Consider the following 22,388-nt stretch of genomic DNA (forward strand, 5'->3'; position numbering starts at 1 on the left):
GATTATCTTTCTTTTGTAGTTTCTCTTTCTATTATTTCAGGTATAAATTCCGAATTGATTTGTAAATTTTTAGAAATAGAATCCATAATTATATCCCCAATTTTTTTATCCAACTGGTTAACAGTGGTTAAAGATGGCGTAGTGTATTGAGAAAGCGAACAATTATCGTATCCAATAATTTGAATATCATCAGGAATTTTAATATCAAGTTCGAAACATGCTCTCATTACACCAATAGCCATAGCATCATTTGCGCATACAATACCATCTACAATATTTCTTTCTTTTAAAACTTCTTTTGCAAGCTCATAACCACTATTGTAGGTGAAATCGCCTTCAACCAATCTAATAGACTTATGTGAAGTGAATTTTTCTACAGCATTTTTATAACCCTTGAACCTACTAATAGAAGATTGCTCTTTCATAGATCCTGAGATAAAAATGAGGTTTTGACAGTTGCATTCATTTATTAAATATTCCGTAGCCATAAAGCTACCTTTAAAATGATCTACAGACAAAGTATTTGGATGATTTTTTAAATGAGTCCTGTCTATTGTAATAACTTTTATTCCTTTATCCTTCAAAAATTTAATATCTTCTTCTGTAACAGCTAAAGAATTTATAATCACTGTTTTTATAAAGTTATCTACAATATTTTTCAAAAAGTAAGAAATATTTTTAGGATTATCATTACTATTACATAAATATAATTTATATCCATATTTAAGCGCAGCTTTATCCAGTAAATTAATTAAGTCAGTAAAATAAGGATTACTTAAATTCGGAACGATAAATGCAATAAGGTTTGAAGATTTATTTGATAAACTTCTAGCCATACTACTAGGTTGATAGTTAAGTTTCTTAATTGCATCTTTAACTTTCTTCTCTGTTTCTTTATTTGCTCCTGGTCTACCATTCATGATTCTAGAAACTGTTGCAGTAGAGACATTTGCAAACTTAGCAACATCTTTTATATTAACCATATTCTTTCTCCATTCTTTGTAACCGATTACAAAGGAGAGATAAAATGATAAAAACAATAAATAGCATGTTTGAGTGGTTAATTAGTTTAGGTGGACCAGCAATAATGTTTATAATTATAACTTTACTTTCACTAGTATTTGGCGTGAAATTTTCTAAGTCTCTTGAAAGTGGTATTAGAATGGCGATAGCACTTACTGGTATGACAGCTGCTATATCTCTATTAACAGGCGCTTTAGGTCCTGCTTTAGAAGATTTTGTTAAAATGTCTGGAGTAAATTTAAGTGTCACAGATCTTGGGTGGGCCCCATTAGCAGTCATAACTTGGGGGTCAATTTACACTTTATATTTTGCTTTCATATGCACTATTACTAATTTAGTATTATTACTTATTAATAAAACAAAAACTTTAAATGTAGATTTATTTAATATATGGAATATTTCAGTATTAGGTTTATTAATTGAATACTATGCTCAAAATATGGTTGTTACGACTATATTTGTTATCTGTATTTATATATTAATTTTAAAGAATTCTGATGCTTTAAAACCATCTATTAACTATGTACTTGACTACGACGAAAAAAATGTGACAACAACAGCACATCCATCATTATTAATAGCACCAATTGTTTTAGTAGTAGATAAATTTATCACAAAATTTCTTCCATTTATTGACAAATTTGACTTTAATGCTGAAACATTGAATAGAAAAATAGGTTTTTGGGGAAGTAAGTTTGCAATTGGTGTTTATCTAGGTGTATTTATAGGGATTCTAGGACAACAACCACTAAAAGAAATTTTAGTACTCGGGTTTACAACTGGCGTAGTATTAGAGCTGTTTGCATATATAGGAGGTTGGTTCGGAAGTGCTATAGAACCTCTTTCTAACAGAATTAGTCAACTTATGAGTTCTAAACTTAAAGGAAGAAAATTATATGTAGGTATAGATTGGCCGATTTTAGCATCAAGTGCTGAGTTATGGGCAGTAATCAACTTACTCGCTCCTATCCTTATAATTATTGCAATGATACTTCCAGGTAATAATGTATTGCCTTTAGGTGGAATATTACTAACAATCTTGGCTCCAGCTTTATTACTAATCACCCGAGGTAAAGTAATCAGAATGACTATTATCGGAACTATTTTAATACCTTTATTCTTATGGGCTGCGACCATGATTTCTGAATTCTTAACAAACACTTCAAAATCTATGGGAGAATTTCCTTCTGGGCTTTCAAAAGGACAAATGTTTTCTTCAGTAGATTCTGATCCTATCGAAAAAATGTTAGCAATTTTAATAGGCAAAGCTTGGGACACTCTAGATTTAAAATTAATATTATTCGCTATAATAGCTATTATAATATATATCGCTATATTTACTTGGTATTTCAAAGCTATGAAGAAAAAAGATAAAGAATTATATTTATAATTTGAAAGGGTGATATCATGAGTAACATAAAAAATCAAATGATCTCAGAGCTAACTAAAAGCTTTTTCGAAACAAAAGATGCAGAAATCAATAAATTAATTGAAGATATAGATACAGCGAACAGAATATTTATTTATGGTTTAGGAAGGGAAAAAATTGTTTTATCTAGTTTCGCTATGAGGTTAATGCATCTTGGATATAAAGTACATGTTATAGGTGATGTCACTACACCTGCTATATCTAAAAATGATTTATTAATCACAAGTTCAGGCACTGGCTATTTATCAACTGTTGATGCATTAATGAAGATTGCTGCATCAAAAAACGCTAATATAGCTTTCTTCACAGCATTTCCGAATGAGCCTTTGCCACAACAAGCAAACACAATAATAGAAATTAAAGCTCAAACAATGAAACAAGATGATGAAATAGATTCTATTCAGCCTATGGGTAGTTTATTTGAACAAACACAACTTTTTATATTGGAATATATTATTATAATTCTGATAAATAAACACAACTTAAATAAAGATGATATGGTCGATAACCATACTAACTTAGAATAGAAATAATAATAGCCCATGATTTAGGTTCTCTCTAAATTCTGTGCTTTCTTTATAGTTATTTACTTAACAAAACTTAATTTCATTATTATTTTGAGCAAAGATATTGTGTTTTCTTCTGTGTAATAATACACTAGAATTACTAATAGTATTGAGCAGGTGATTATTTCTAAAGCACATTATGATTATTTTTCTTCCTCTTGTTTTAACGATATGAATTTTGTACGGATTTCGATCATTTCAAGGAGGTTTTATTATGGTTATTAAAGGTAAAAATTTAATTAAAGTGAATCGCCAAAATGAACAAAGATCATCCGGAATTTCAGTCATGATTGAAGAAGGTGGCTTAGGTGCTGATAATTACTACCAAATTATTAAATCTAACCCTGGTCATGAGGAATCAGAAGAAAACATTTTTCAATTTGAAGATGAAGTAAGTAATAAAAGTAATACAGCACTTATTGATTTGCTTATTTTAAATGCTCAAGAACACAACGCGGAAAATTATAAGGAAGCATTAAACATTATTAAATCTGAACTTCTTAAACGTATGGACTAAATTATTCTAATTAAGTTCAAACCACCTAGCAATTGCTGGGTGGTTTTTTATTATAAATACACAACCTTTCATTTCCTTTTAATGTATAAATATGGTAAAAAATGATATAATTTTGTCTATTAAGGTTATTTTATATATTAAGGAGATTCGGAAATGATTTCTAAGAATCCAAAGACAGCTATGTCATTAAACACTAGGTATTTGCCTGGTTTGGACGGGTTACGGGCCATTGCTGTTATCGCTATAATTATTTATCATTTAAACCCTAAATGGTTGTCTGGTGGTTTTATCGGCGTTGATACTTTCTTCGTCATTTCTGGTTATTTAATTACAAGTTTATTGTTAAATGAATTTCAGCAAAATGGGCATATTAATTTATTACATTTTTGGAAAAAGAGAATTAAAAGATTATTACCTGCAGTATTGTTTCTCATTGCTAGTGTCTGTATTTATACATTATTATTTGAACCATCTATTATAAAAGATGTAAGACACGATGCTATAGCAGCAATATTTTATGTTTCGAATTGGTGGTATATTTTTCATCATGTAAGTTACTTTGATAGTTTCAAATTAATGCCTTTAAAACATTTATGGAGTTTAGCTATAGAAGAACAATTTTATATCATATGGCCAATTTTTCTTTCGTTATTTTTTAAAAAGGGCGTGTTTAATAAGAAGGCAGTCTTATGGACTTTTATAGTTTCTATTATATCAGTATTATTCATGATATTTTTAGCACAGCCTAATGCAGATAACTCTCGTGTATACTTCGGTACTGATACTAGGTTACAAACATTATTACTTGGAGTGTTGTTAGCTTATATTTGGCCACCATTTAGATTAAAGCGTCATATCACTTTCCCATTAAAGTTAAGTATAGAATTCATTGGTTTAGTATCTTTATTTATTTTACTTTTCTTTATGTTCACAGTATCTTCAAGTGATAATTGGTTTTATTTTGGCGGTATTTATATAATATCTTTATTAACTTTACCAGCTATAGCAAGCAGCGTTCATCCAAGTACGTTGTTATCTAAAGCACTAGGTAATCCATTATTTTTATGGATTGGACAAAGATCTTATAGCTTATACTTATGGCATTATCCAGTTATAGTTTTTATAAATCGGCATTTTGTGCAAGGGCAAATTCCTCTATACATCATAATAATAGAAATTTGTTTAACGATTTTATTTGCTGAATTTTCATATCGTTATGTGGAGATTCCTTTTAGAAAATATAGGTTTAAATATTTAGTAATACCAAAAGGGCACCTCAAGTTTATATTTATGCGTATTACTATAATCATTTTATTAATCGGCGTAACATCTTTAACATTATTTGGACATTTTGATTACTTACATCAAAATAAAACGAAAGAAAATTTAACTTCTTTTCAAACTTCAGGTAAAGAAACCAATGATAAAAGTATCATCAAGCCTGTCCCACCAATTTCAGTAAACAAAGAATTAACTGATCACAAAAATATGGAATCTAATAAAGACGAGCCAGCACCATTATTTATAGGAGACTCTGTAATGGTCGATATCGGTAAACAACTTCATCAAAATTATCCTTCTTCCATAATAGATGGCAAAGTTGGTAGAAATTTAAATGACGCCATCCCATTGGTTAAAGACAAATACAGTAAATACACGACATCAAAACATAAAGTCGTAATTGAACTTGGTACAAATGGAGATTTTACATATGAAAAATTAAAAGAATTGGTTAATAAATTCGGAAAATCACAAGTCTATTTAGTAAACACACATGTACCAAGAGATTGGGAAGACGATGTAAACAAAAAATTATACAAGCTTGCAAGTCAAAAAAATAATGTGCATCTAATAGACTGGCACAGCAAAGCTAAAGGACATCCTGACTACTTTGCATACGATGGTGTTCATCTTGAATATAAAGGCGTGAGGGCTCTCGTAGAAGAAATAGATAATCACCTCAATGATAAATAGATATAATAATTAAAAAATAGTAAAGGCCTTAATAAAGGTCTTTACTATTTTTTAATTATTTCTTTGGGATAAATACTTCCGCTTCACTATCAGAAGGATAATAAAACCCTTCTGGTACTGTTTGTAACTCTATCAAACTGCCCCATGGCGCTTTAACATAAACCGTTTTATTACCTGCAGTGTCTTCGTATTTTGTATTGTCATGTGGTTGTGAAATGGGTTCTCCACCTGCTTTTTGAATTTGTTCAAAAGCTTTTTCAAAATCATCTACATAAAATGAAATATGCGTAAAACCAATGTCTTGCAACGAATCTGGTTTTGCTTGTTTAGCATCTTGAAATTCAAACATTTCTATATTCGGACCATTGCCAAATACCATCATTCTTTTTTTTATAATTTTTGCCCCTTCTTCTAACCCAAGAATATGTTCTACATGCTCTCCATCACGGGGGCTTTCATCTTTCTTCTGACTATCATAAGCAATTTTACCGTCTAGTCCTTCTTTAAAGAATTTTGTAGCATCTTCAATATTCGGGACCGTTAAACCTATATGATTTATACCTCTCGATATATCCAAAATGTATCACTCCTTATGAATTCATTCCCATTTATCATAACAATAAATATTATTTAATTAAAATAAATAATTATAAATCTTTGTTGCGTTCTTTTTTCTTTTTAGACCGTATTGTTTCTTCTATGATTGAGCCAACAACAAGCCCTACTGAGATGATTATTTTACCTATTAAAAGTAACATGCTCATCACCATCCTATTTTGATATTCATATAGCAAAATAATGAATACCTTTATAATAATACCTCTGCTATTAAACAATAAGAATTAAATTTATCATCTGGAGAATACGTTACCGTGTTTATCATAATTTCATCACACTCATATTCTTTTTCAAGTGCTTTTAATTGAATCTTCACTGTTTTTTGGTCACCGATAATCATTTGTTGTTTCATATTTTCGATTTTTTCTTTCTCTTTATCAGTGAGTTCATATTGCTTAGCCGCTTCAATTGAAGGTACGCCATTTTCATCTTCTAACTTTTCTTTTTGAATAGACCAAATTAAACTGCTTAATGCTATTTCCTCCGCCTGTTTATTCGTTTCAGCACAAACAACAGATACTGTAAGAATGACTTCTGGTTCTTGGTTCTCATATCTTTTCACGAAATTGTCCTTATATGTTTGAATAATTTCAGTACCTTTATTGTCACTCATGAAATAACCAAAAGTATATGGCAATCCATTTTTAGCAGCAAGTTTCGCACTCTTTTCACTTGTGCCTAATAACCATGGTGTTGCAGACTTTTCTGGCTTAGGTAACGCTGATAAAGATTTAAACTCATGTTCATCTGGAAAACTACCATCTAAAAAATTCAACAGTTCTTCTAACAATTCAGGTAAAGCAAAGACTTTCTGCAAATAATTTGTAGACAAAGCATTAGTCGCTTCTGCTGAACCACCTGGTGCTCTACCGATACCTAAATCTATGCGATTAGGAAATAAAGTAGCTAAAGTATTGAATATTTCTGCCACTTTATAAGGTCTGTAGTGTGGCAGTAAAATAGCACCCGCTCCAATTCGAATCGTTTCAGTATGTCCACCAATATAACCTAACAACACTTCTGGAGTTGAACTTGCAAGATGTTGTAAATCGTGATGTTCCGTTAACCAATATCTCGTATAACCAAGTGACTCACCTATCTGAGCTAACTTCAAGGAATGATTTAAAGCTTCACGTGACGTTTGATTTGATGAAACTGGCGATTGATCCAATATGCTTAACCTCATAAACTCAGTCCTTTACTTCTTCTGGTACTTCAGTTAACACTAATCTATATTGCGCAACTTCTCCTTCTTTATACAAGTTTGTAAGTGAAGTTGAATAGTTATAAATCTTACCTCTAAACGAAATATCCTTTTCAGGAATACGAATATCGAACACTTCTTTATATAATAATACGGCTATATCATGATATTCCTTACTCGTTACATCAAATTCAATTGAAATCGTATAAGCACCGTTATCTTTCGAATCGTCAAAATACATTACTGGAATTAAAGTATCATCTATATATATTTCTTTAACCACATTATCTCTCCTTTTGTAGCCGCTTGACTATGTGCAGTTTGTTAATTAGTTTGCACATTACTTCTATATACTCAGTATAATATTTATATACCCTTATTACTTATATTTTGTTTATGGTGATTTAATGACACCACTTTTTATATTTTCAAATTTCACAAATATAAATTTATATATTTATTAACTTAGCTTGTTAAATAGAAAATTAATGATTAAAATTATATTGAATATGAAATATTTAAACATATTTAATTTAAAAGGAAACAAAGGGAGATGTAAATATGAAGATATTGGCTATAACATCTTGTCCTAACGGGATAGCGCATACTTATATGGCTCAAGAGAAATTAGAGCAAGCTGCTAAGGACATGGGTGTAGACATTAAAGTCGAGACGCAAGGTGGTGTCGGCGCTGAGAATGTCCTTACAGCGAAGGAGATTAAAGAAGCTGACGGTATTATTATTGCTGCTGATAGACAGGTTGATTTATCAAGGTTTGATGGCAAATTATTAATCAACGAAAATGTTAGAGAAGGTATTCATAATCCACAAGGTCTCATTCAACGTATTATTGATAAAGATGCACATGTACATCATGTAAATCGTGATGAAAATGAAGAATATGACGAAGACGACAATAATAAAAGTGGTCTTCAAATGGTCTATCAACATTTAATGAATGGTGTTTCCTTCATGGTTCCATTTATTGTTGTTGGGGGTCTTCTTATCGCTATATCTTTAACTATCGGTGGTGAAACGACTCCAGGTGGTTTAAAAATCCCTGACGGCTCATTTTGGAAATCAGTTGAAGATATAGGTACTTTATCATTTAGTTTCATGGTCCCTATTCTCGCTGGTTATATCGCCTATAGTATTGCTGATAAACCTGGTTTAGTCCCTGGTATGATTGGTGGGGCTATTGCAGCTGACGGTAGTTTTTATGGAAGTGAAGCTGGTGCTGGTTTTATAGGGGGTATTATTGCTGGTTTCATCGCTGGTTATATAGCAAAATGGATTAAAAACATCAAAGTTCCTAAAGCGATGGCACCAATTATGCCTATCATTATTATTCCAATTATTTCATCCTTTATTGTTGGACTCATATTTATATTCTTAATAGGCGCACCTATTGCGAGTATATTTGAAGGATTAACTTCTTGGTTAAAAGGCATGCAAGGCGCAAATATTGTTCTGCTAGCCCTGATTATAGGTGCTATGATTGCATTTGATATGGGTGGTCCAGTAAACAAAGTAGCATTCTTATTTGGTTCAGCGCTGATTGCTGAAGGTAACTATGCTGTTATGGGTATGGTTGCTGTTGCGGTATGTACTCCACCTATTGGTTTAGGTTTAGCAACATTTGTAAACAGACGTAAATTTAACAAAAGTGAAATCGAAATGGGTAAAGCTTCATTTACAATGGGATTATTCGGTATTACAGAAGGCGCAATACCATTTGCTGCTCAAGACCCGTTACGTATTATCCCTTCAAATATGATTGGTGCAATGGTAGCTGCTGCTATCGCCGCAATTGGGGGCGTTGGTGATAAAGTGGCTCATGGTGGACCAATCGTTGCAGTGCTTGGTGGAATCGAACAAATATTATGGTTCTTTATAGCAGTTATTGTAGGTAGTCTTGTAACTATGACCGCTGCTTTAATGTTGAAAAAACCTGATAATTTAGCTACAGAAACAGCTGGTGTTGCCGACACAAGTGGCAGTACAAATGAATTTAGTCAAGAACAAAACACGACTCAAACGAATGAATCGACTGAAGATAGTAATGATGAAATGAACGTGTTTGATAAAAATATTATTTCTTTATCTGATGAATCAATGACGAGAGATCAAGTAATAGAAAACTTAATAACTCAATTAAAATCTCACGACTACATTGATGATGAACAAAGTTTACTTTCAGCAGTATTAGAAAGAGAATCACAATCTACAACAGCAATAGGTATGAACGTAGCCATTCCACATGGTAAATCATCAGCAGTAAAACAACCTGTTGTAGCTGTATTAAATAACAAGCATGGTGTAGATTGGGAAAGTTTAGATGGCACATTACCAAAATTAGTCTTCTTAATTGCTGTTCCAAGCGATAGTGATGATACACACTTAAAATTATTACAACGTTTATCACGTGCTTTAATGAATGATGACATCCGTAATAGTTTAATAGAAGCAAAAGATAATCAAGAAATTTATAATATATTACAAGAAATATAAAAATAAAGGATTAAGACAGGAAATTAATTTTCCTATACAGATATCTTAGTCCTACCCCGGCAATCCTGCCAACTACTGCCAATATAACAAAAGAGCCTGAGACATTGATTATGTCCCAGGCTCTTATTATATATAAGGAAATTAGTCGGTTTTAACGGGCTATAGTTCGTAAACAAGCACTTTAGCGCTGTAATAGTAATGATAATTTAATACATATACTTTTGATTTTATAAGTATGTACATTTAATATCGACATATAAATATTCCAAGACTGTTTTCTGTTAATCTTATTGTCACTTCTCACCAAACGTGTCAATAACGATAGTCTTATTGCCACTTCTCATCAAACGTGTCAACAACGATAGTCTTATTGTCACTTCTCATCAAACGTGTCAATAACGGTAGTCTTATTGTCACTTCTCATCAAACGTGTCAATAACGGTAGTCTTATTGCCACTTCTCATCAAACGTGTTATTAACGGTCCACATATTTCCATTTCTATTAAGAATATTGCAAATAAAAATAAGAGTCTAGGATTAATATCTAGAACTCTTATTATATTTTATGAAATTAGTAGTCTTTATGTTCTAAAAAAGTGCTAACGTTTAGATAGATAGTCTACGTAAAAGACTATTAACTCGATTCATAATCTATGCATACTTTTTGAAAATCTTAAATATTTTTAATTTTTTATGAGCTCTTTTATTTCTGAATATTTTTCTCCGATTTTCTTAGCCGCTTCTCTTCCACCCATTATATTTCTAGCAAATGGTCCTAATTCTAAATCAGCAAGTCCGCCTGAAACAAATAAATTTGGTAACCATTCTAGATTTTTAGAAATTTCAGGATATCCGCATTCATTTAATGGTGCTTTATATTCATGAATCAATGTGTTTAGTATAGGTTGAGTTAATAATGTATTATCGAATCCTGTAGCTAATAAAATATGGTCATAATATATATTTGTTCCGTCTTTAGTGTGGATATGATGCTTTTTAATTTGTTCAATTTCATTCTCATGTATTGTTAACCTACCCATTTTAATATACCTTTTTAGTCTAAGGTATAACTCTCTAGGCATTGAACCTTTATGTCTTTCTTTTAATATGATATCCATCTTTTTATTAGCACAATTCACTTTCGAAAATTCCGTCATGTTTTTAGGGCCCAACCAACCTGGATCGGCATCAAAATCATGAACTTCAAGCGGTTTGTTCGTCCATAAATGTACATGTTTATCCTCATCATTATAAATCAATTTTAAGGTTAAATGAGCAGCTGAAATACCACTACCTATAACATGAGACGTTGATTTGTATTGAATATCTGTTTCTTCAAATATGTGTTGTATATCTTCTTGTCCTTTATACATACTAGGTATTTTAGGCTGATGATTACATCCTGATGCTATAACAACTACATCTGAATTTATTGCTTCACCGCTCTCTAGACTAATTAACCAAGTTTCTTCAGTTTTCTTTATATCGACTGCTGAATCTTTAATATGACATTCAGTTAAATTGTAATGTTCTATCAGCTCATAAATATGATGCATGAACATTTCACGTTGTGGCCTTTTATATTGACCGTACACTCCTCCTGCATAATCATGCTTCTTATAATATTGTTTTAAATGAAAAGGATTTGGATGAACATGATGTACAATCGGAGATCTTAAGAACGGCATACTGATATCATTTGTTCGTTTATCAAATTGATGACAAAAGACATCGTGAGGATCTATAATTTTTAAATCTTTGTTGTTTAAACCTAAAGTCTTCAATTTAAGTGCAATTGTTATCGCATGTATACCTCCGCCAACAATGGTCCATTTCATTTTATCACCTTTATTCCTTTTATAATTGTCTCCAAATCGTAATGATTATGATTTATATAATACCTTATTATATAAGCAATTTGCAAATGATTTTCAGAATAACGAAAAAGTCCGAGACTATTCTTTATGTCTCGGACTCATCTTCAATATTCTATTTTAAAAAATCATATGTGATAAATATATAACGATTACAACAGTGATAGCACTGAATAACGTTGATAAGAAGACCAATTCTGCAGCGAGTTCAGGATAATTATCATATTCTTGTGCGATAACTGAACTGTTAACTGAAGTCGGCATTGCAGAGGCAATAAATAGCGTTTGACCTACAACACCATCGATTCCCATAACTTTAATAATGGCTAAAGCAATTAAAGGCCCTATAATAAGTCTAATAAAGATATAAATATAAGAAGATGTCCACTTAAAACTAAATTTAATATTAGCAATTTGAGCACCTAATAATATAAGTGCAATTGCAATCATTGCATCTGAAAGATAACTCACAGTAGTCCAAATAAAATTCGGAACAGCAATATCGTTATAATTTAAAATAACTGCTAAAACTAACGCGTAAATGATAGGCATTTTAAAATAATTTAACAATGCTTTTAGTTTACCAATTTGAACAGATTGAATCGCAAACACACCATATGTAAATGTAAAAATATTTTGCATCGTTAAGACAATAACTTGTGCAGACATCGCGACCGGATCACTTTTAAAGACTAAATCATTAACAGGTGCCCCATAATTTCCAGAGTTGAAAAAGAGAACACTATTATTAAGCGTTGTCGCTTTAGCTTTATCGAGATTTTGAACTTTAGAAATGGAATACGCAGCCACATATAATAAGGCTACATATATAATGAAGAAAACCATAACATAAAAAAGCATGTCTAGTGCCAAACTTGTTTTATAAAATTTAACAAAAATAAATCCTGGAACAAATACATTTATATTTAATTTAGCTAATGTACTTAAATCCAATTTAAATCGTTTTTGTAAAACATACCCCAATGAAATCATAATAAAAATAGGCAATAAGACACTCTTTAAAATAAAAATCATTTCAGCCATCCGACCCCCCCTTTAAAACACATTAAATCCATAATATCATTCTTAATTAGTATAATGTAAACTTATTAAAAGAAATTTCATTTTAAAAGTATATTTACTTAAATGAAAAATAAATATAAAGTTTGCATTGTCATATGTGTAAAAACGTGTGCGAGCATGGCACTTTCTAAATAGTATTTATAATAAAGAAAACCATAAACTGTTCCTGCAAATGTATTAAGCGTAATAACTTTAACAATGATTATAAAATAATGTTCATCTATTCCTACTAATGCTGAAGGAAGGTGGCCTAAAGAAAATATCACTGCTGATAATATGATACTTATTATATAAATGAAAGTTGTTTTTCTTTTAAAAATCTTAATTAACATAAATGTTATAAACGTCATTAACCCGAATCTCGTGATAAGTTCTTCTATTATACCTCCGTAAGATATCCCGCCAAGTAAATTAATAAAAGAAGCTTTTTCTACAATCATATCTTCTGGGGCACTATTAAAAACCAAATTCCCCATACCTAAACAAAGGCCAACTAACACTCCGCTTATCACACTTACTAGTATCGTATCTTTAAAGTTCCCCTTTTCATAAATAATAGATTTTAGCTCTGTCTTTTCATGTAAGAAATGGCCTATTAATAAAGCTATTAAACTTAAGATAAGTGGATTAATCATGCTTAAATTAGTTAATGTTATCTCTGACAAATCTGGATTAATATGCATCATTTGAATTTGCTTATTCACTAACTTATTAAAAAAAGGCCAACTAACTAACAAACTTAAAATAATAATTGAAACATAGACTAGCAATGGTTTTAGATTGATTTTCATTTATAACACTCCTTGTCGAAATTTAAGACAAGTATAGTTTATGACGTTACGTCATAAGCAAAAGTTTTTTAAAATCACAAATAAAAAAGAGACGCCCGCTTATACAGGCGCCTCTTATACACTAGATAGTTATTATACTCATTATATTAATAACAGCTAATTCATATTATAACACCACTTTCCATTAAATACCAATTAAAACATATCGATACTTTTTCGATACTAATAATGAAGAAATATTATAATAAAGTTACTTATATTTCTTTTGTAAGATGAGTCTTTTTTCATAATCTAATTCGCTTTTTTATTAAATTTCCAATATACTATTTATTAAATAACTTTTTAGAGTTTTTTGTAAATTCAGTTAATTATATTGAATTATTTTTTTATTCGTATTATTATTTACTTTAGTATGTTTTTTCTAGACAGAGAATAGGAGAGTCAACTATGAATGAAAATAGTAATTTAGTAACTTCTACACAGAGTATTGTAAAAGAGGCATTACATAAATTAGGTTACGATGATGGCCTTTATGAATTAATCAAAGAGCCAATGAGATTCTTTAAAGTTCGTATACCAGTTAGAATGGACGACGGTTCAGTAAAAACTTTTACAGGCTATCGTTCTCAACATAATGATTCAGTTGGACCTACAAAAGGCGGTATTCGTTTCCATCCAGATGTAGATGAAAATGAAGTTAAAGCTTTATCTATGTGGATGACATTAAAATGCGGCATTGTTAATTTACCGTACGGTGGTGGTAAAGGTGCCATCCAATGTGACCCTCATGATATGAGTAAGACTGAGGTGGAACGTTTATCACGCGGTTATGTTAGAGCAATTTCTCAAATCGTCGGACCTACAAAAGACATCCCTGCACCTGATGTGTATACAGATGCACAAACTATGTCTTGGATGATGGATGAGTATAGTTTAATGAATAAAGTAAACGCGCCAAACTTTATTACAGGTAAACCACTTAGTTTAGGTGGTTCATTAGGACGTGAACAAGCAACTGCATTAGGTGCAGTCATCACTATTGAAGAAGCGGCCAAACGTAAGAATATTAATATAGAAGATTCACGTGTTGTTATTCAAGGTTTTGGTAACGCAGGTAGCTTTATTGCTAAAATTCTTCACGATAAAGGCGCTAAAATTGTATGTATATCTGAAAGTCGTGGTGCTTTATACAATCCAGATGGCTTAGATATTGATCATTTACTAGAACTTAGAAAAGAACACGGTCGTATTACACCACTGTTCGATGATCTTATTACAAACGAAGAACTTTTCGAAATTGATTGTGATATTTTAGTACCAGCTGCTTTAGCAAACCAAATCACAGCAGACAACGCACCAAAAATTAAAGCGAAAATTGTAGCAGAAGCTGCTAACGGACCTACTACACAAGAAGCAACGCGCATCTTAACAGAAAAGGATGTTTTATTAATCCCTGACGTTCTAGCAAGTGCTGGTGGTGTTACTGTTTCTTACTTTGAGTGGGTACAGAACAATGATGGCTTATATTGGACTGAAGAAGAAGTCAATCGACTATTAAGAGAGAAACTAGTAGAAGCGTTTGGTAAAGTATACGAAATTTCACAAAATAGAAATTTAGATATGCGTTTATCAGCTTATGTTGTTGGTGTTAGAAGAACAGCAGAAGCAACACGTTTCAGAGGTTGGGCGTAAGATAAACAGTTGATACAACTAAGCTTAATATATTTTTAAATGAACTATTAAACCCCTCACTATCGCTTATAGTGAGGGGTTTTTATTGGATCTTCTAAGACAATAATCCAAGTACACACACCCTTATTGGATTTTCTATGACATTAATCCAAGTACACGCACTCTTATTGGATTAACTACAACAATAATCCAAGTACACGCATCCTTATTGGATTTTCTATCTCATTAATCCAACTACACACCCTCTTATTGGATTAACTACAACAATAATCCAAGTACACGCATCCTTATTGGATTTTTTATCTCATTAATCCAACTACACACCTTCTTATTGGATTTTCTAACTCTTTAATCCAAGTAAACACTCTCTTATTGGATTCCTGACTCATTAACTCATACATGCCTCTTATTTCTTTCTAATTCAATAATAAAGCTGAAACACTAATAAATGTCTCAGCTTATTATCATTAATTTAATTTTTTATTCGCTTCGTCATCTACCGTTTTGTTACTGCTCAAAATAATTATGCTTCTTTAAGAACTTTTCCGCTATAACGGCTGGTTCTTCTTTTTTACCATCTGCTCTATAATTTAGTTCTTGCATTTTTTCAGTAGACACTTTGCCAATTAACTTTTCGATAGACTTTTTAGCTTTTGGATTCTTCTTCAAATACTCATTTGTTGCTAAAGGACTTGCATCATATGGTGGGAAGAAATGACGATCATCTTCTAATGTCACTAAATCATATGCTGCAATTCTTCCATCTGTCGTATAACCAAGTGCTGCATCGATGCTTTTATTCTTCAATGCATCATATACGAGTCCAATCTGCATTGTGCGTATATTTTTAAATTCAAATCCGTAAGCTTTTGCGAATGCTGGATAACCATCACCTTCACGTTTAATCCATGTAGCATCACTTGCTACTCTCAATTTATCTTTATGTTTCTCTAAATCTGATACTTTTTTCAAATTGTATTTTTCTGCTGTTTCTTTCGTCACAGTAAAAGCAAAAGTATTTTCAAATCCGTAAGAGTCGAAAAATGTTTGATTAAATTTATTTTGAAAACCAGCTTTAACCGCTTTTTCTGCTTTTTTAGTATCTGTAATAGGATCAGAATCTAATGCACCGACTAAATCTGTACCCGTATATCTTGTAGCAGAAATTTGAGCGTCATCATTCATGATTGCATTATGCTCAATAACAGCAGACCCGAGGTTATTTACAATAACAGGTTTAACTTCCCCATCAGTATCATGCTCAATTTGCAGTCGAATCATATGTGCCATAATTTGAGACTCACTTGTCGCAAGTGCTGTAATTTTCACAGTTTGAGGTGAAGCACCACCTATACCAGGCAATGTACAACCGCTTAATAATAGTGTACAAATCATAATTAAAGTAAATTTTCTTAGTTTAATAACTTTTCTCCTCCATAAGTTTTATATTTATATAATATTATATTATCACAAATAATTAATTTTGTTTTATAGCCTACATAGTGGACCGGTTAAAGACTGCCCATTATTATATTGTTTAGTTTATATTCAATATGACAACTGATATAATATGAATGAGATAAAAATAAAACATTTAACATATAGATGCATGGAGGATAAATGAATGGACGACTCATTAAGAAGCATTAGAAAGAATGAACATATACAATTAGCTTTAGATACTTATCAAGCAACGGGAACTGATTTTGATAAGGTTCAGCTAATTCATCAATCCATTCCTTCAATTAACAAAAATCAAATAGATTTATCTGTTAAGCTCTCTCATTTTACTTTTAAACATCCTGTTTATATAAATGCGATGACTGGCGGTAGCGAGCGTGCTGCACTCATCAACAAACAACTCGCTCAAATTGCGAAGGCTTGTCAAATTCCTATGGCTGTTGGTTCTACTCATTCAGCGTTGAAAGACCCAAATGCCGAATATAGCTTTACAGTTGTAAGAGAAGAAAATCCAGACGGTATTATTTTTAGTAACGTTGGTGCCGATATTGGCTATAAAAATGCGCAAAAGTCTATCGACCTCTTACAAGCTGATGCATTACAAATTCATGTTAATGCACCTCAAGAGCTTATTATGCCTGAAGGTGATACTGAATTTGAACACTGGTTAACAAATATAAAAGAGATTAAAGAACATATAAGCGTACCCGTTATCATTAAAGAGGTTGGTTTTGGTATGAGCGCTGAAACTATTCAAAAAGTTAAAAATATCGGTATCCAATATGTTGATGTGAGTGGTAGAGGTGGAACAAACTTTGCAGATATCGAGAATCAAAGACGTCCTTTAAAAGACATGGCATTTTTAAATATGTGGGGACAAAGTACCGTACAAAGTCTAATAGAAGCAAAATTATTGGCGACAGACATTCATGTATTAGCTAGCGGTGGCGTTAAAAATCCTCTCGATGCTATAAAGTGTTTAGTATTAGGAGCAGAAGCGGTCGGATTATCAGGCTACGTCCTTAAACAACTAGATGAATTTGGATTAGAACATACAATTGATAACATGAAGCAATTTATAGAACAAATGTATATCATTGCGAATTTACTAAATGCCTCGAAAATATCTGATTTAAAAGCAATAGACTACGTATTTTCTCCAGATTTACAAAGTTACGTTGATCAACGTACAAAGTCCATTAATGATAAGTTAAAATAAACATATCAGGGACATAATTATGAGTTGTTCCTTTGCTATATAAACCAAACTATGAAGTACACTCCTAAAGTTCGACATCAAATAACTTTAGGAGTTTTTTCTTATATATATAAACATTTATCTTTAAATTTTGTTTTCTAAACCTTTATATATTACCTATGTATACATATTGTTTATAAGTAATATTTCAACATCTTTTTTAATTTTTAATATATGATATTAAGTGATAATATAAAAGGCATATATAGAAGATATCTTTTATTATTTACATAGATTTAAATGAATAATATAACGATAAAGGAGAATGTGTTATGACTCATAAAGAAATTCCAACTCTTTACTATACAGAAGCTTCTAAAAGTGCAGTACCACTCCTTTCAGGTGAACAAAATTTACAAACAGTTACAGCTGAACCATGGTTAAAAATTTCAGACGAAGGACTTCAACTTGAAGGTTTATGTTTCGACAGAGACCATAATTTATTTTTGTGTGAAGTTTTTGGTGGAAAAATATTTCGCGTTGATTTACCCGAGAAGAAAGTAAATACAGTCTTTCAATCTGAAAAAACAAACCCTGCTGCTGTAAAAATTCATAAAGATGGTCGTTTATATTTATGTTATTTAGGGAATTTTAAAGATTCCGGCGGCATTATTTCAGTTGACTCTGATGGCAAAAACCCTCAAAGTATAGTTTCAGATATAGACACTGAATATTGTGTAGATGATTTAGTATTTGATAGTAAAGGCGGATTTTACTTCACTGATTTTAGGGGTTATTCAACAAATCCTCTGGGTGGCGTATATTATGTATCGCCCGATCATCAATCAATCACACCAATCATTCAAAATATTTCTGTCGCTAATGGCATAGCTTTAAGTACAGATGAACGTGTACTATGGGTTACTGAAACGAATGCCAATAGATTACATCGCATTTCATTAGAAGAAGATGGTGTAACAATTGAGCCATTTGGTGCTTCTATACCTTATCACTTTACGGGTCACGAAGGTCCGGACTCATGCTGTATTGATAGTGACGACAATCTTTACGTAGCAATGTACGGTCAAGGTAGAGTGCTTGTATTTAATAAGCGAGGCTATCCAATTGGACAAATTTTAATGCCCGGACGTGACGAAGGTCACATGTTAAGGTCTACCCACCCTGCCTTTATTCCTGGTACAAACCAATTAATCATTTGTGCTAATGATATTGAAAGTGGCGGAGATTCTTGGTTGTTTACAGCAAAAGGATTTGCAAAAGGTCATAATAGTTACCAATTTCATTAATGAATAAATGGAAATTTTAAGGTAAGGTCTTTGAATATATTTGACAGTAGTTTTATAATGGTAAAGTGTTATTAAAAATGAAAAAAATTTGAAAGTGCTAAAGGTGATTGAAGTATGACACAAACAGGATACGGGGAAGCAAATGGGAAAGTTATTTTAATAGGAGAACACGCTGTAACATTTGGACAACCTGCAATTGCTATTCCCTTTAAATCTGGTGTAGTTAAAGCAACGATAACATCATTGAAAGAAAATGAACGTTCTTTTATTAATAGTGATGTATACGAAGGGTTTCTAGATGAAGCACCTGAACATATTAAATTAGTTGTAACCCGTTTCATTAATAAATATGAAATACCCCAACCTATTAATGTTACATTTGAAACAAACTTACCGCCGTCTAGAGGTCTAGGTTCTAGTGCAGCGATGGCAATAGCTTTTATAAGAGCAAGTTATAATTATTTAAACAAGCCTCTTTCTGATGAAAAACTCATTGAAGAAGCAAATTGGGCAGAAAAAATTGCACATGGTAAACCTAGTGGTATAGACACACAAACCATTGTTTCGAATAAGCCCGTATGGTTCCAACAAAGTGAAGTAACGACTTTAAAACCTTTAGCTATAGAAGGATATATGGTTGTAATTGATACTGGTGTAAGAGGTTCTACTAAAAAGGCAGTAGAAGATGTTCACCGTTTATGTGATAATAGTCAAGAATATATGCAATATGTAGAACATATTGGCGTGCTTGTGCACGAAGCGAATCAAGCAATCAACAATAATGACTTCAATCAATTAGCGCATATTTTTAAGCTTTCTCAAGAAAACTTACGCAACCTTACTGTTAGTCATGATCAAATAGAAGCACTTCTTGAATTAAGTCAAAATCAAGGTGCTATTGCTGGGAAATTAACTGGCGGTGGTCGTGGAGGCAGTATGATTGTATTAGCTCAAGATCTTGAAACTGCTGAAAAAATATCAGCCAGTGCTCTTGAATTTGGTGCACATCATACTTGGATTGAATATTTAGGAGGTTAATCAGATTGAACAACTGTGGTAAAGCGCGTGCCCATACTAATATTGCTTTAATAAAATATTGGGGTAAAGCAGACGAAGATTTAATTCTTCCAATGAATAATAGTTTATCGGTCACACTAGACCGTTTTTACACGGATACGAAAGTCACTTTCAATCCAGAATATACTAAAGATACATTAATATTGAATGGAGAAGAAGTGAGTGATGACGAAGCTAATAAAATTTACCGCTTTATGGACCTCGTTAGAGAACGAAGCCAAACCTCCATGTATGCATATATCGAAAGTATAAATTATGTACCAACAGCCGCTGGACTTGCTTCGTCAGCAAGCGCATATGCAGCATTATCGGCAGCATGTAATGAAGCCTTACAATTAAACATGTCTAAGAAGGATTTATCTAGACTAGCTCGTAGAGGTTCAGGCTCAGCATCTAGAAGTATTTTTGGTGGATTTGCAGAATGGGAAAAGGGACATGATGATGAAACGTCTTATGCTCACGCTATCGATGCAAATGACTGGGAAAATGAACTCTCTATGGTTTTTGTCGTAATTAATGATAAATCTAAGAAGGTTTCTAGCCGTTCTGGTATGTCTCATACAAGACAAACTTCCCGCTTTTATCAATATTGGTTAGATCATGTTGATGAAGATATTCAATCTGTAAAAGAAGCAATTAACAACAAAGACTTTAAACATTTAGGTGAAGTTATAGAAGAAAATGGTTTACGCATGCATGCTACCAATTTAGGTGCTCAGCCGCCTTTCACATATTTAGTACCTGATAGTTATCTCGTGATGGAAATTGTTCACCAATGTCGCGAAGCCGGATACCCTTGTTACTTTACAATGGACGCGGGGCCGAATGTGAAAATTCTAACAGAGAAGAAAAATCAGCAATACATTTTAAATGCATTACTTCAACATTTTAAAGAAGAACAAGTAATTGCGAGTGATATCACGCACACAGGAATTGAAATTTTAGAATAAGGAAGAGATAAAATGATTCAAGTGAAAGCCCCAGGAAAATTATACATTGCTGGAGAATACGCAGTGACTGAACCTGGATACAAATCCGTACTAATAGCAGTAGATCGTTTTGTTACAGCCACAATAGAAGATACAAATGGAAATACAGGGTTAATACATTCCAAAACCTTGCATCATGAGCCTGTAACATTTATAAGAGCTGAAGATAATATTATTGTTTCAGATACTGATGCTGCTGAACAATTAAAATATATTACACAAGCAATCGAAGTCTTTGAACAATACGCGAAAAGTTTCAATATACCAATGAGACCATTCAATATTACAATTGATAGTAATTTAGACGATGCAAATGGTCATAAATATGGAATTGGATCAAGTGCTGCTGTATTAGTCTCTGTAGTCAAAGCTTTGAATGAATTTTATAACTTACAATTATCTAATCTATACATTTATAAACTCGCTGTTATCGCAAACATGAAATTACAAAGTTTAAGTTCTTGTGGTGATATCGCCGTCAGTGTATACACAGGTTGGTTAGTTTATAGTACTTTTGATCATGTATGGGTAAAAGAACAAATCGAAGCTACATCAGTCAATGAAGTACTTAAGAAAAATTGGCCTGGCCTTCATATAGAGCCGTTACAAGCCCCTGAACGTATGGAAGTATTAATCGGTTGGACTGGGTCGCCCGCTTCTTCACACCACTTAGTAAGTGAAGTGAAACGTTTAAAAGCAGATCCTATATTCTACAGTCAATTTTTAGAAAAATCTCAAATGTATGTAGAACAGCTCATCCATTCATTTAAGACAAATTATATACAAGGCGTGCAGGAGATGATTCGACAAAATCGAAAAATCATCCAAAAATTAGATTCACTTGCTACAATTGATATAGAAACAACACACCTTAAGAAACTATGTGATATTGGTGAGAAATTTGGTGGCGCAAGTAAAACGTCTGGCGCTGGCGGTGGAGATTGCGGTATTACAATAGTAGAAAATAATATTAACAAACAAAAAATATACGACGAATGGACAAAAAATTGTATCAAACCGTTATTATTTAATATATATCACGGACAATAACTAAAGTTTTTAAAACTAAAAACG

At 32.0% G+C, this 22,388-nt stretch carries 19 protein-coding genes; 11 read left to right on the top strand and 8 right to left on the bottom strand.

The annotated features are described in order from the left end of the window. Positions 1-2: 2 nt before the first annotated feature. Entirely contained in the window at positions 3-983 is a 981-nt protein-coding gene (locus ACO6VN_RS10490; RefSeq protein WP_216683675.1) for a LacI family DNA-binding transcriptional regulator, read from the bottom strand. A gap of 44 nt (positions 984-1,027) precedes the next feature. On the opposite strand from ACO6VN_RS10490, the gene ACO6VN_RS10495 reads away from it, so the two are divergent. The 4 genes from ACO6VN_RS10495 (at position 1,028) to ACO6VN_RS10510 (ending at position 5,509) form a co-directional block, all read left to right on the top strand. After that, a complete protein-coding gene (locus ACO6VN_RS10495) occupies positions 1,028-2,413 on the top strand; it encodes a PTS transporter subunit IIC (RefSeq protein WP_282862071.1) in 1,386 nt (461 codons plus the stop codon). A gap of 17 nt (positions 2,414-2,430) precedes the next feature. Then, on the top strand, positions 2,431-2,979 hold the full coding sequence (gene hxlB, locus ACO6VN_RS10500) for a 6-phospho-3-hexuloisomerase (protein WP_422404637.1): 549 nt from the start codon (positions 2,431-2,433) through the stop codon (positions 2,977-2,979). Positions 2,980-3,232: 253 nt separating this feature from the next. Continuing rightward, positions 3,233-3,535 carry a hypothetical protein gene (locus ACO6VN_RS10505; protein WP_017000990.1) on the top strand — a complete coding sequence of 101 codons (303 nt, stop codon included), beginning with the start codon at positions 3,233-3,235 and terminating at the stop codon, positions 3,533-3,535. Positions 3,536-3,688: 153 nt separating this feature from the next. Continuing rightward, positions 3,689-5,509 (top strand): acyltransferase family protein, encoded by a 1,821-nt coding sequence (locus ACO6VN_RS10510; protein ID WP_422404638.1) that lies wholly within the window; start codon positions 3,689-3,691, stop codon positions 5,507-5,509. Between the two features lie 55 nt (positions 5,510-5,564). On the opposite strand, the gene ACO6VN_RS10515 is transcribed toward ACO6VN_RS10510, so the two are convergent. The 3 genes from ACO6VN_RS10515 to ACO6VN_RS10525 form a co-directional block, all read right to left on the bottom strand. Beyond that, positions 5,565-6,086 (bottom strand): VOC family protein, encoded by a 522-nt coding sequence (locus ACO6VN_RS10515; RefSeq protein ID WP_064204420.1) that lies wholly within the window; start codon positions 6,084-6,086, stop codon positions 5,565-5,567. Between the two features lie 231 nt (positions 6,087-6,317). Next, positions 6,318-7,313, bottom strand: a complete 996-nt coding sequence (locus tag ACO6VN_RS10520) for an LLM class flavin-dependent oxidoreductase (RefSeq protein ID WP_194200405.1) — start codon at positions 7,311-7,313, stop codon at positions 6,318-6,320. Positions 7,314-7,317: 4 nt separating this feature from the next. Beyond that, entirely contained in the window at positions 7,318-7,614 is a 297-nt protein-coding gene (locus ACO6VN_RS10525) for a DUF3219 family protein (protein WP_194200404.1), read from the bottom strand. A 278-nt stretch (positions 7,615-7,892) separates the two neighbouring features. On the opposite strand from ACO6VN_RS10525, the gene ACO6VN_RS10530 reads away from it, so the two are divergent. Further along, positions 7,893-9,842 (top strand): PTS fructose transporter subunit IIABC, encoded by a 1,950-nt coding sequence (locus tag ACO6VN_RS10530; protein WP_194200403.1) that lies wholly within the window; start codon positions 7,893-7,895, stop codon positions 9,840-9,842. A 683-nt stretch (positions 9,843-10,525) separates the two neighbouring features. Here ACO6VN_RS10530 and ACO6VN_RS10535 read toward each other — a convergent pair. From ACO6VN_RS10535 to ACO6VN_RS10545, 3 genes are all read right to left on the bottom strand, one after another. Beyond that, positions 10,526-11,680: an FAD/NAD(P)-binding protein gene (locus ACO6VN_RS10535; RefSeq protein ID WP_422404639.1), complete on the bottom strand. Its 1,155-nt coding sequence runs from the start codon at positions 11,678-11,680 to the stop codon at positions 10,526-10,528. 156 nt (positions 11,681-11,836) lie between these two features. Continuing rightward, a complete protein-coding gene (locus ACO6VN_RS10540) occupies positions 11,837-12,760 on the bottom strand; it encodes an AEC family transporter (RefSeq protein WP_422404640.1) in 924 nt (307 codons plus the stop codon). A 98-nt stretch (positions 12,761-12,858) separates the two neighbouring features. Beyond that, positions 12,859-13,590 carry a type II CAAX prenyl endopeptidase Rce1 family protein gene (locus ACO6VN_RS10545; protein ID WP_064211817.1) on the bottom strand — a complete coding sequence of 244 codons (732 nt, stop codon included), beginning with the start codon at positions 13,588-13,590 and terminating at the stop codon, positions 12,859-12,861. A gap of 447 nt (positions 13,591-14,037) precedes the next feature. Between ACO6VN_RS10545 and ACO6VN_RS10550 the strand changes: the two genes are divergently transcribed. Next, a complete protein-coding gene (locus tag ACO6VN_RS10550) occupies positions 14,038-15,282 on the top strand; it encodes a Glu/Leu/Phe/Val family dehydrogenase (RefSeq protein WP_194200398.1) in 1,245 nt (414 codons plus the stop codon). 507 nt (positions 15,283-15,789) lie between these two features. On the opposite strand, the gene ACO6VN_RS10555 is transcribed toward ACO6VN_RS10550, so the two are convergent. After that, the gene (locus ACO6VN_RS10555; RefSeq protein WP_194200397.1) at positions 15,790-16,677 is read right to left on the bottom strand and encodes an osmoprotectant ABC transporter substrate-binding protein; all 888 of its coding nucleotides are present in this window, start codon (positions 16,675-16,677) and stop codon (positions 15,790-15,792) included. 229 nt (positions 16,678-16,906) lie between these two features. On the opposite strand from ACO6VN_RS10555, the gene fni reads away from it, so the two are divergent. The 5 genes from fni (at position 16,907) to ACO6VN_RS10580 (ending at position 22,364) form a co-directional block, all read left to right on the top strand. Next, positions 16,907-17,962: a type 2 isopentenyl-diphosphate Delta-isomerase gene (gene fni, locus ACO6VN_RS10560; protein WP_016999721.1), complete on the top strand. Its 1,056-nt coding sequence runs from the start codon at positions 16,907-16,909 to the stop codon at positions 17,960-17,962. A gap of 311 nt (positions 17,963-18,273) precedes the next feature. After that, positions 18,274-19,248 carry an SMP-30/gluconolactonase/LRE family protein gene (locus ACO6VN_RS10565; protein ID WP_064204412.1) on the top strand — a complete coding sequence of 325 codons (975 nt, stop codon included), beginning with the start codon at positions 18,274-18,276 and terminating at the stop codon, positions 19,246-19,248. A gap of 114 nt (positions 19,249-19,362) precedes the next feature. Continuing rightward, positions 19,363-20,286 carry a mevalonate kinase gene (gene mvk / locus ACO6VN_RS10570; RefSeq protein WP_422404641.1) on the top strand — a complete coding sequence of 308 codons (924 nt, stop codon included), beginning with the start codon at positions 19,363-19,365 and terminating at the stop codon, positions 20,284-20,286. A 5-nt stretch (positions 20,287-20,291) separates the two neighbouring features. Then, entirely contained in the window at positions 20,292-21,275 is a 984-nt protein-coding gene (mvaD, locus tag ACO6VN_RS10575) for a diphosphomevalonate decarboxylase (protein ID WP_194200394.1), read from the top strand. Positions 21,276-21,287: 12 nt separating this feature from the next. Further along, the gene (locus tag ACO6VN_RS10580; protein ID WP_064204410.1) at positions 21,288-22,364 is read left to right on the top strand and encodes a phosphomevalonate kinase; all 1,077 of its coding nucleotides are present in this window, start codon (positions 21,288-21,290) and stop codon (positions 22,362-22,364) included. Positions 22,365-22,388: the final 24 nt, after the last annotated feature.

This window comes from Mammaliicoccus sp. JADD-157 (assembly GCF_049310805.1).
GTDB lineage: Bacteria > Bacillota > Bacilli > Staphylococcales > Staphylococcaceae > Mammaliicoccus > Mammaliicoccus lentus.

Excerpts from the sequence above, each read along its gene's own strand:
- ACO6VN_RS10540 (WP_422404640.1), bottom strand. The coding sequence starts at position 12,760 with ATGGCTGAAATGATTTTTATTTTAAAGAGTGTCTTATTGCCTATTTTT.
- ACO6VN_RS10545 (WP_064211817.1), bottom strand. The coding sequence starts at position 13,590 with ATGAAAATCAATCTAAAACCATTGCTAGTCTATGTTTCAATTATTATT.
- ACO6VN_RS10505 (WP_017000990.1), top strand. The coding sequence starts at position 3,233 with ATGGTTATTAAAGGTAAAAATTTAATTAAAGTGAATCGCCAAAATGAA.
- ACO6VN_RS10555 (WP_194200397.1), bottom strand. The coding sequence starts at position 16,677 with ATGATTTGTACACTATTATTAAGCGGTTGTACATTGCCTGGTATAGGT.
- ACO6VN_RS10535 (WP_422404639.1), bottom strand. The coding sequence starts at position 11,680 with ATGAAATGGACCATTGTTGGCGGAGGTATACATGCGATAACAATTGCA.
- fni (WP_016999721.1), top strand. The coding sequence starts at position 16,907 with ATGGACGACTCATTAAGAAGCATTAGAAAGAATGAACATATACAATTA.
- ACO6VN_RS10550 (WP_194200398.1), top strand. The coding sequence starts at position 14,038 with ATGAATGAAAATAGTAATTTAGTAACTTCTACACAGAGTATTGTAAAA.
- ACO6VN_RS10580 (WP_064204410.1), top strand. The coding sequence starts at position 21,288 with ATGATTCAAGTGAAAGCCCCAGGAAAATTATACATTGCTGGAGAATAC.
- ACO6VN_RS10495 (WP_282862071.1), top strand. The coding sequence starts at position 1,028 with ATGATAAAAACAATAAATAGCATGTTTGAGTGGTTAATTAGTTTAGGT.
- ACO6VN_RS10520 (WP_194200405.1), bottom strand. The coding sequence starts at position 7,313 with ATGAGGTTAAGCATATTGGATCAATCGCCAGTTTCATCAAATCAAACG.
- hxlB (WP_422404637.1), top strand. The coding sequence starts at position 2,431 with ATGAGTAACATAAAAAATCAAATGATCTCAGAGCTAACTAAAAGCTTT.
- mvk (WP_422404641.1), top strand. The coding sequence starts at position 19,363 with ATGACACAAACAGGATACGGGGAAGCAAATGGGAAAGTTATTTTAATA.
- ACO6VN_RS10510 (WP_422404638.1), top strand. The coding sequence starts at position 3,689 with ATGATTTCTAAGAATCCAAAGACAGCTATGTCATTAAACACTAGGTAT.
- ACO6VN_RS10530 (WP_194200403.1), top strand. The coding sequence starts at position 7,893 with ATGAAGATATTGGCTATAACATCTTGTCCTAACGGGATAGCGCATACT.
- ACO6VN_RS10490 (WP_216683675.1), bottom strand. The coding sequence starts at position 983 with ATGGTTAATATAAAAGATGTTGCTAAGTTTGCAAATGTCTCTACTGCA.
- ACO6VN_RS10565 (WP_064204412.1), top strand. The coding sequence starts at position 18,274 with ATGACTCATAAAGAAATTCCAACTCTTTACTATACAGAAGCTTCTAAA.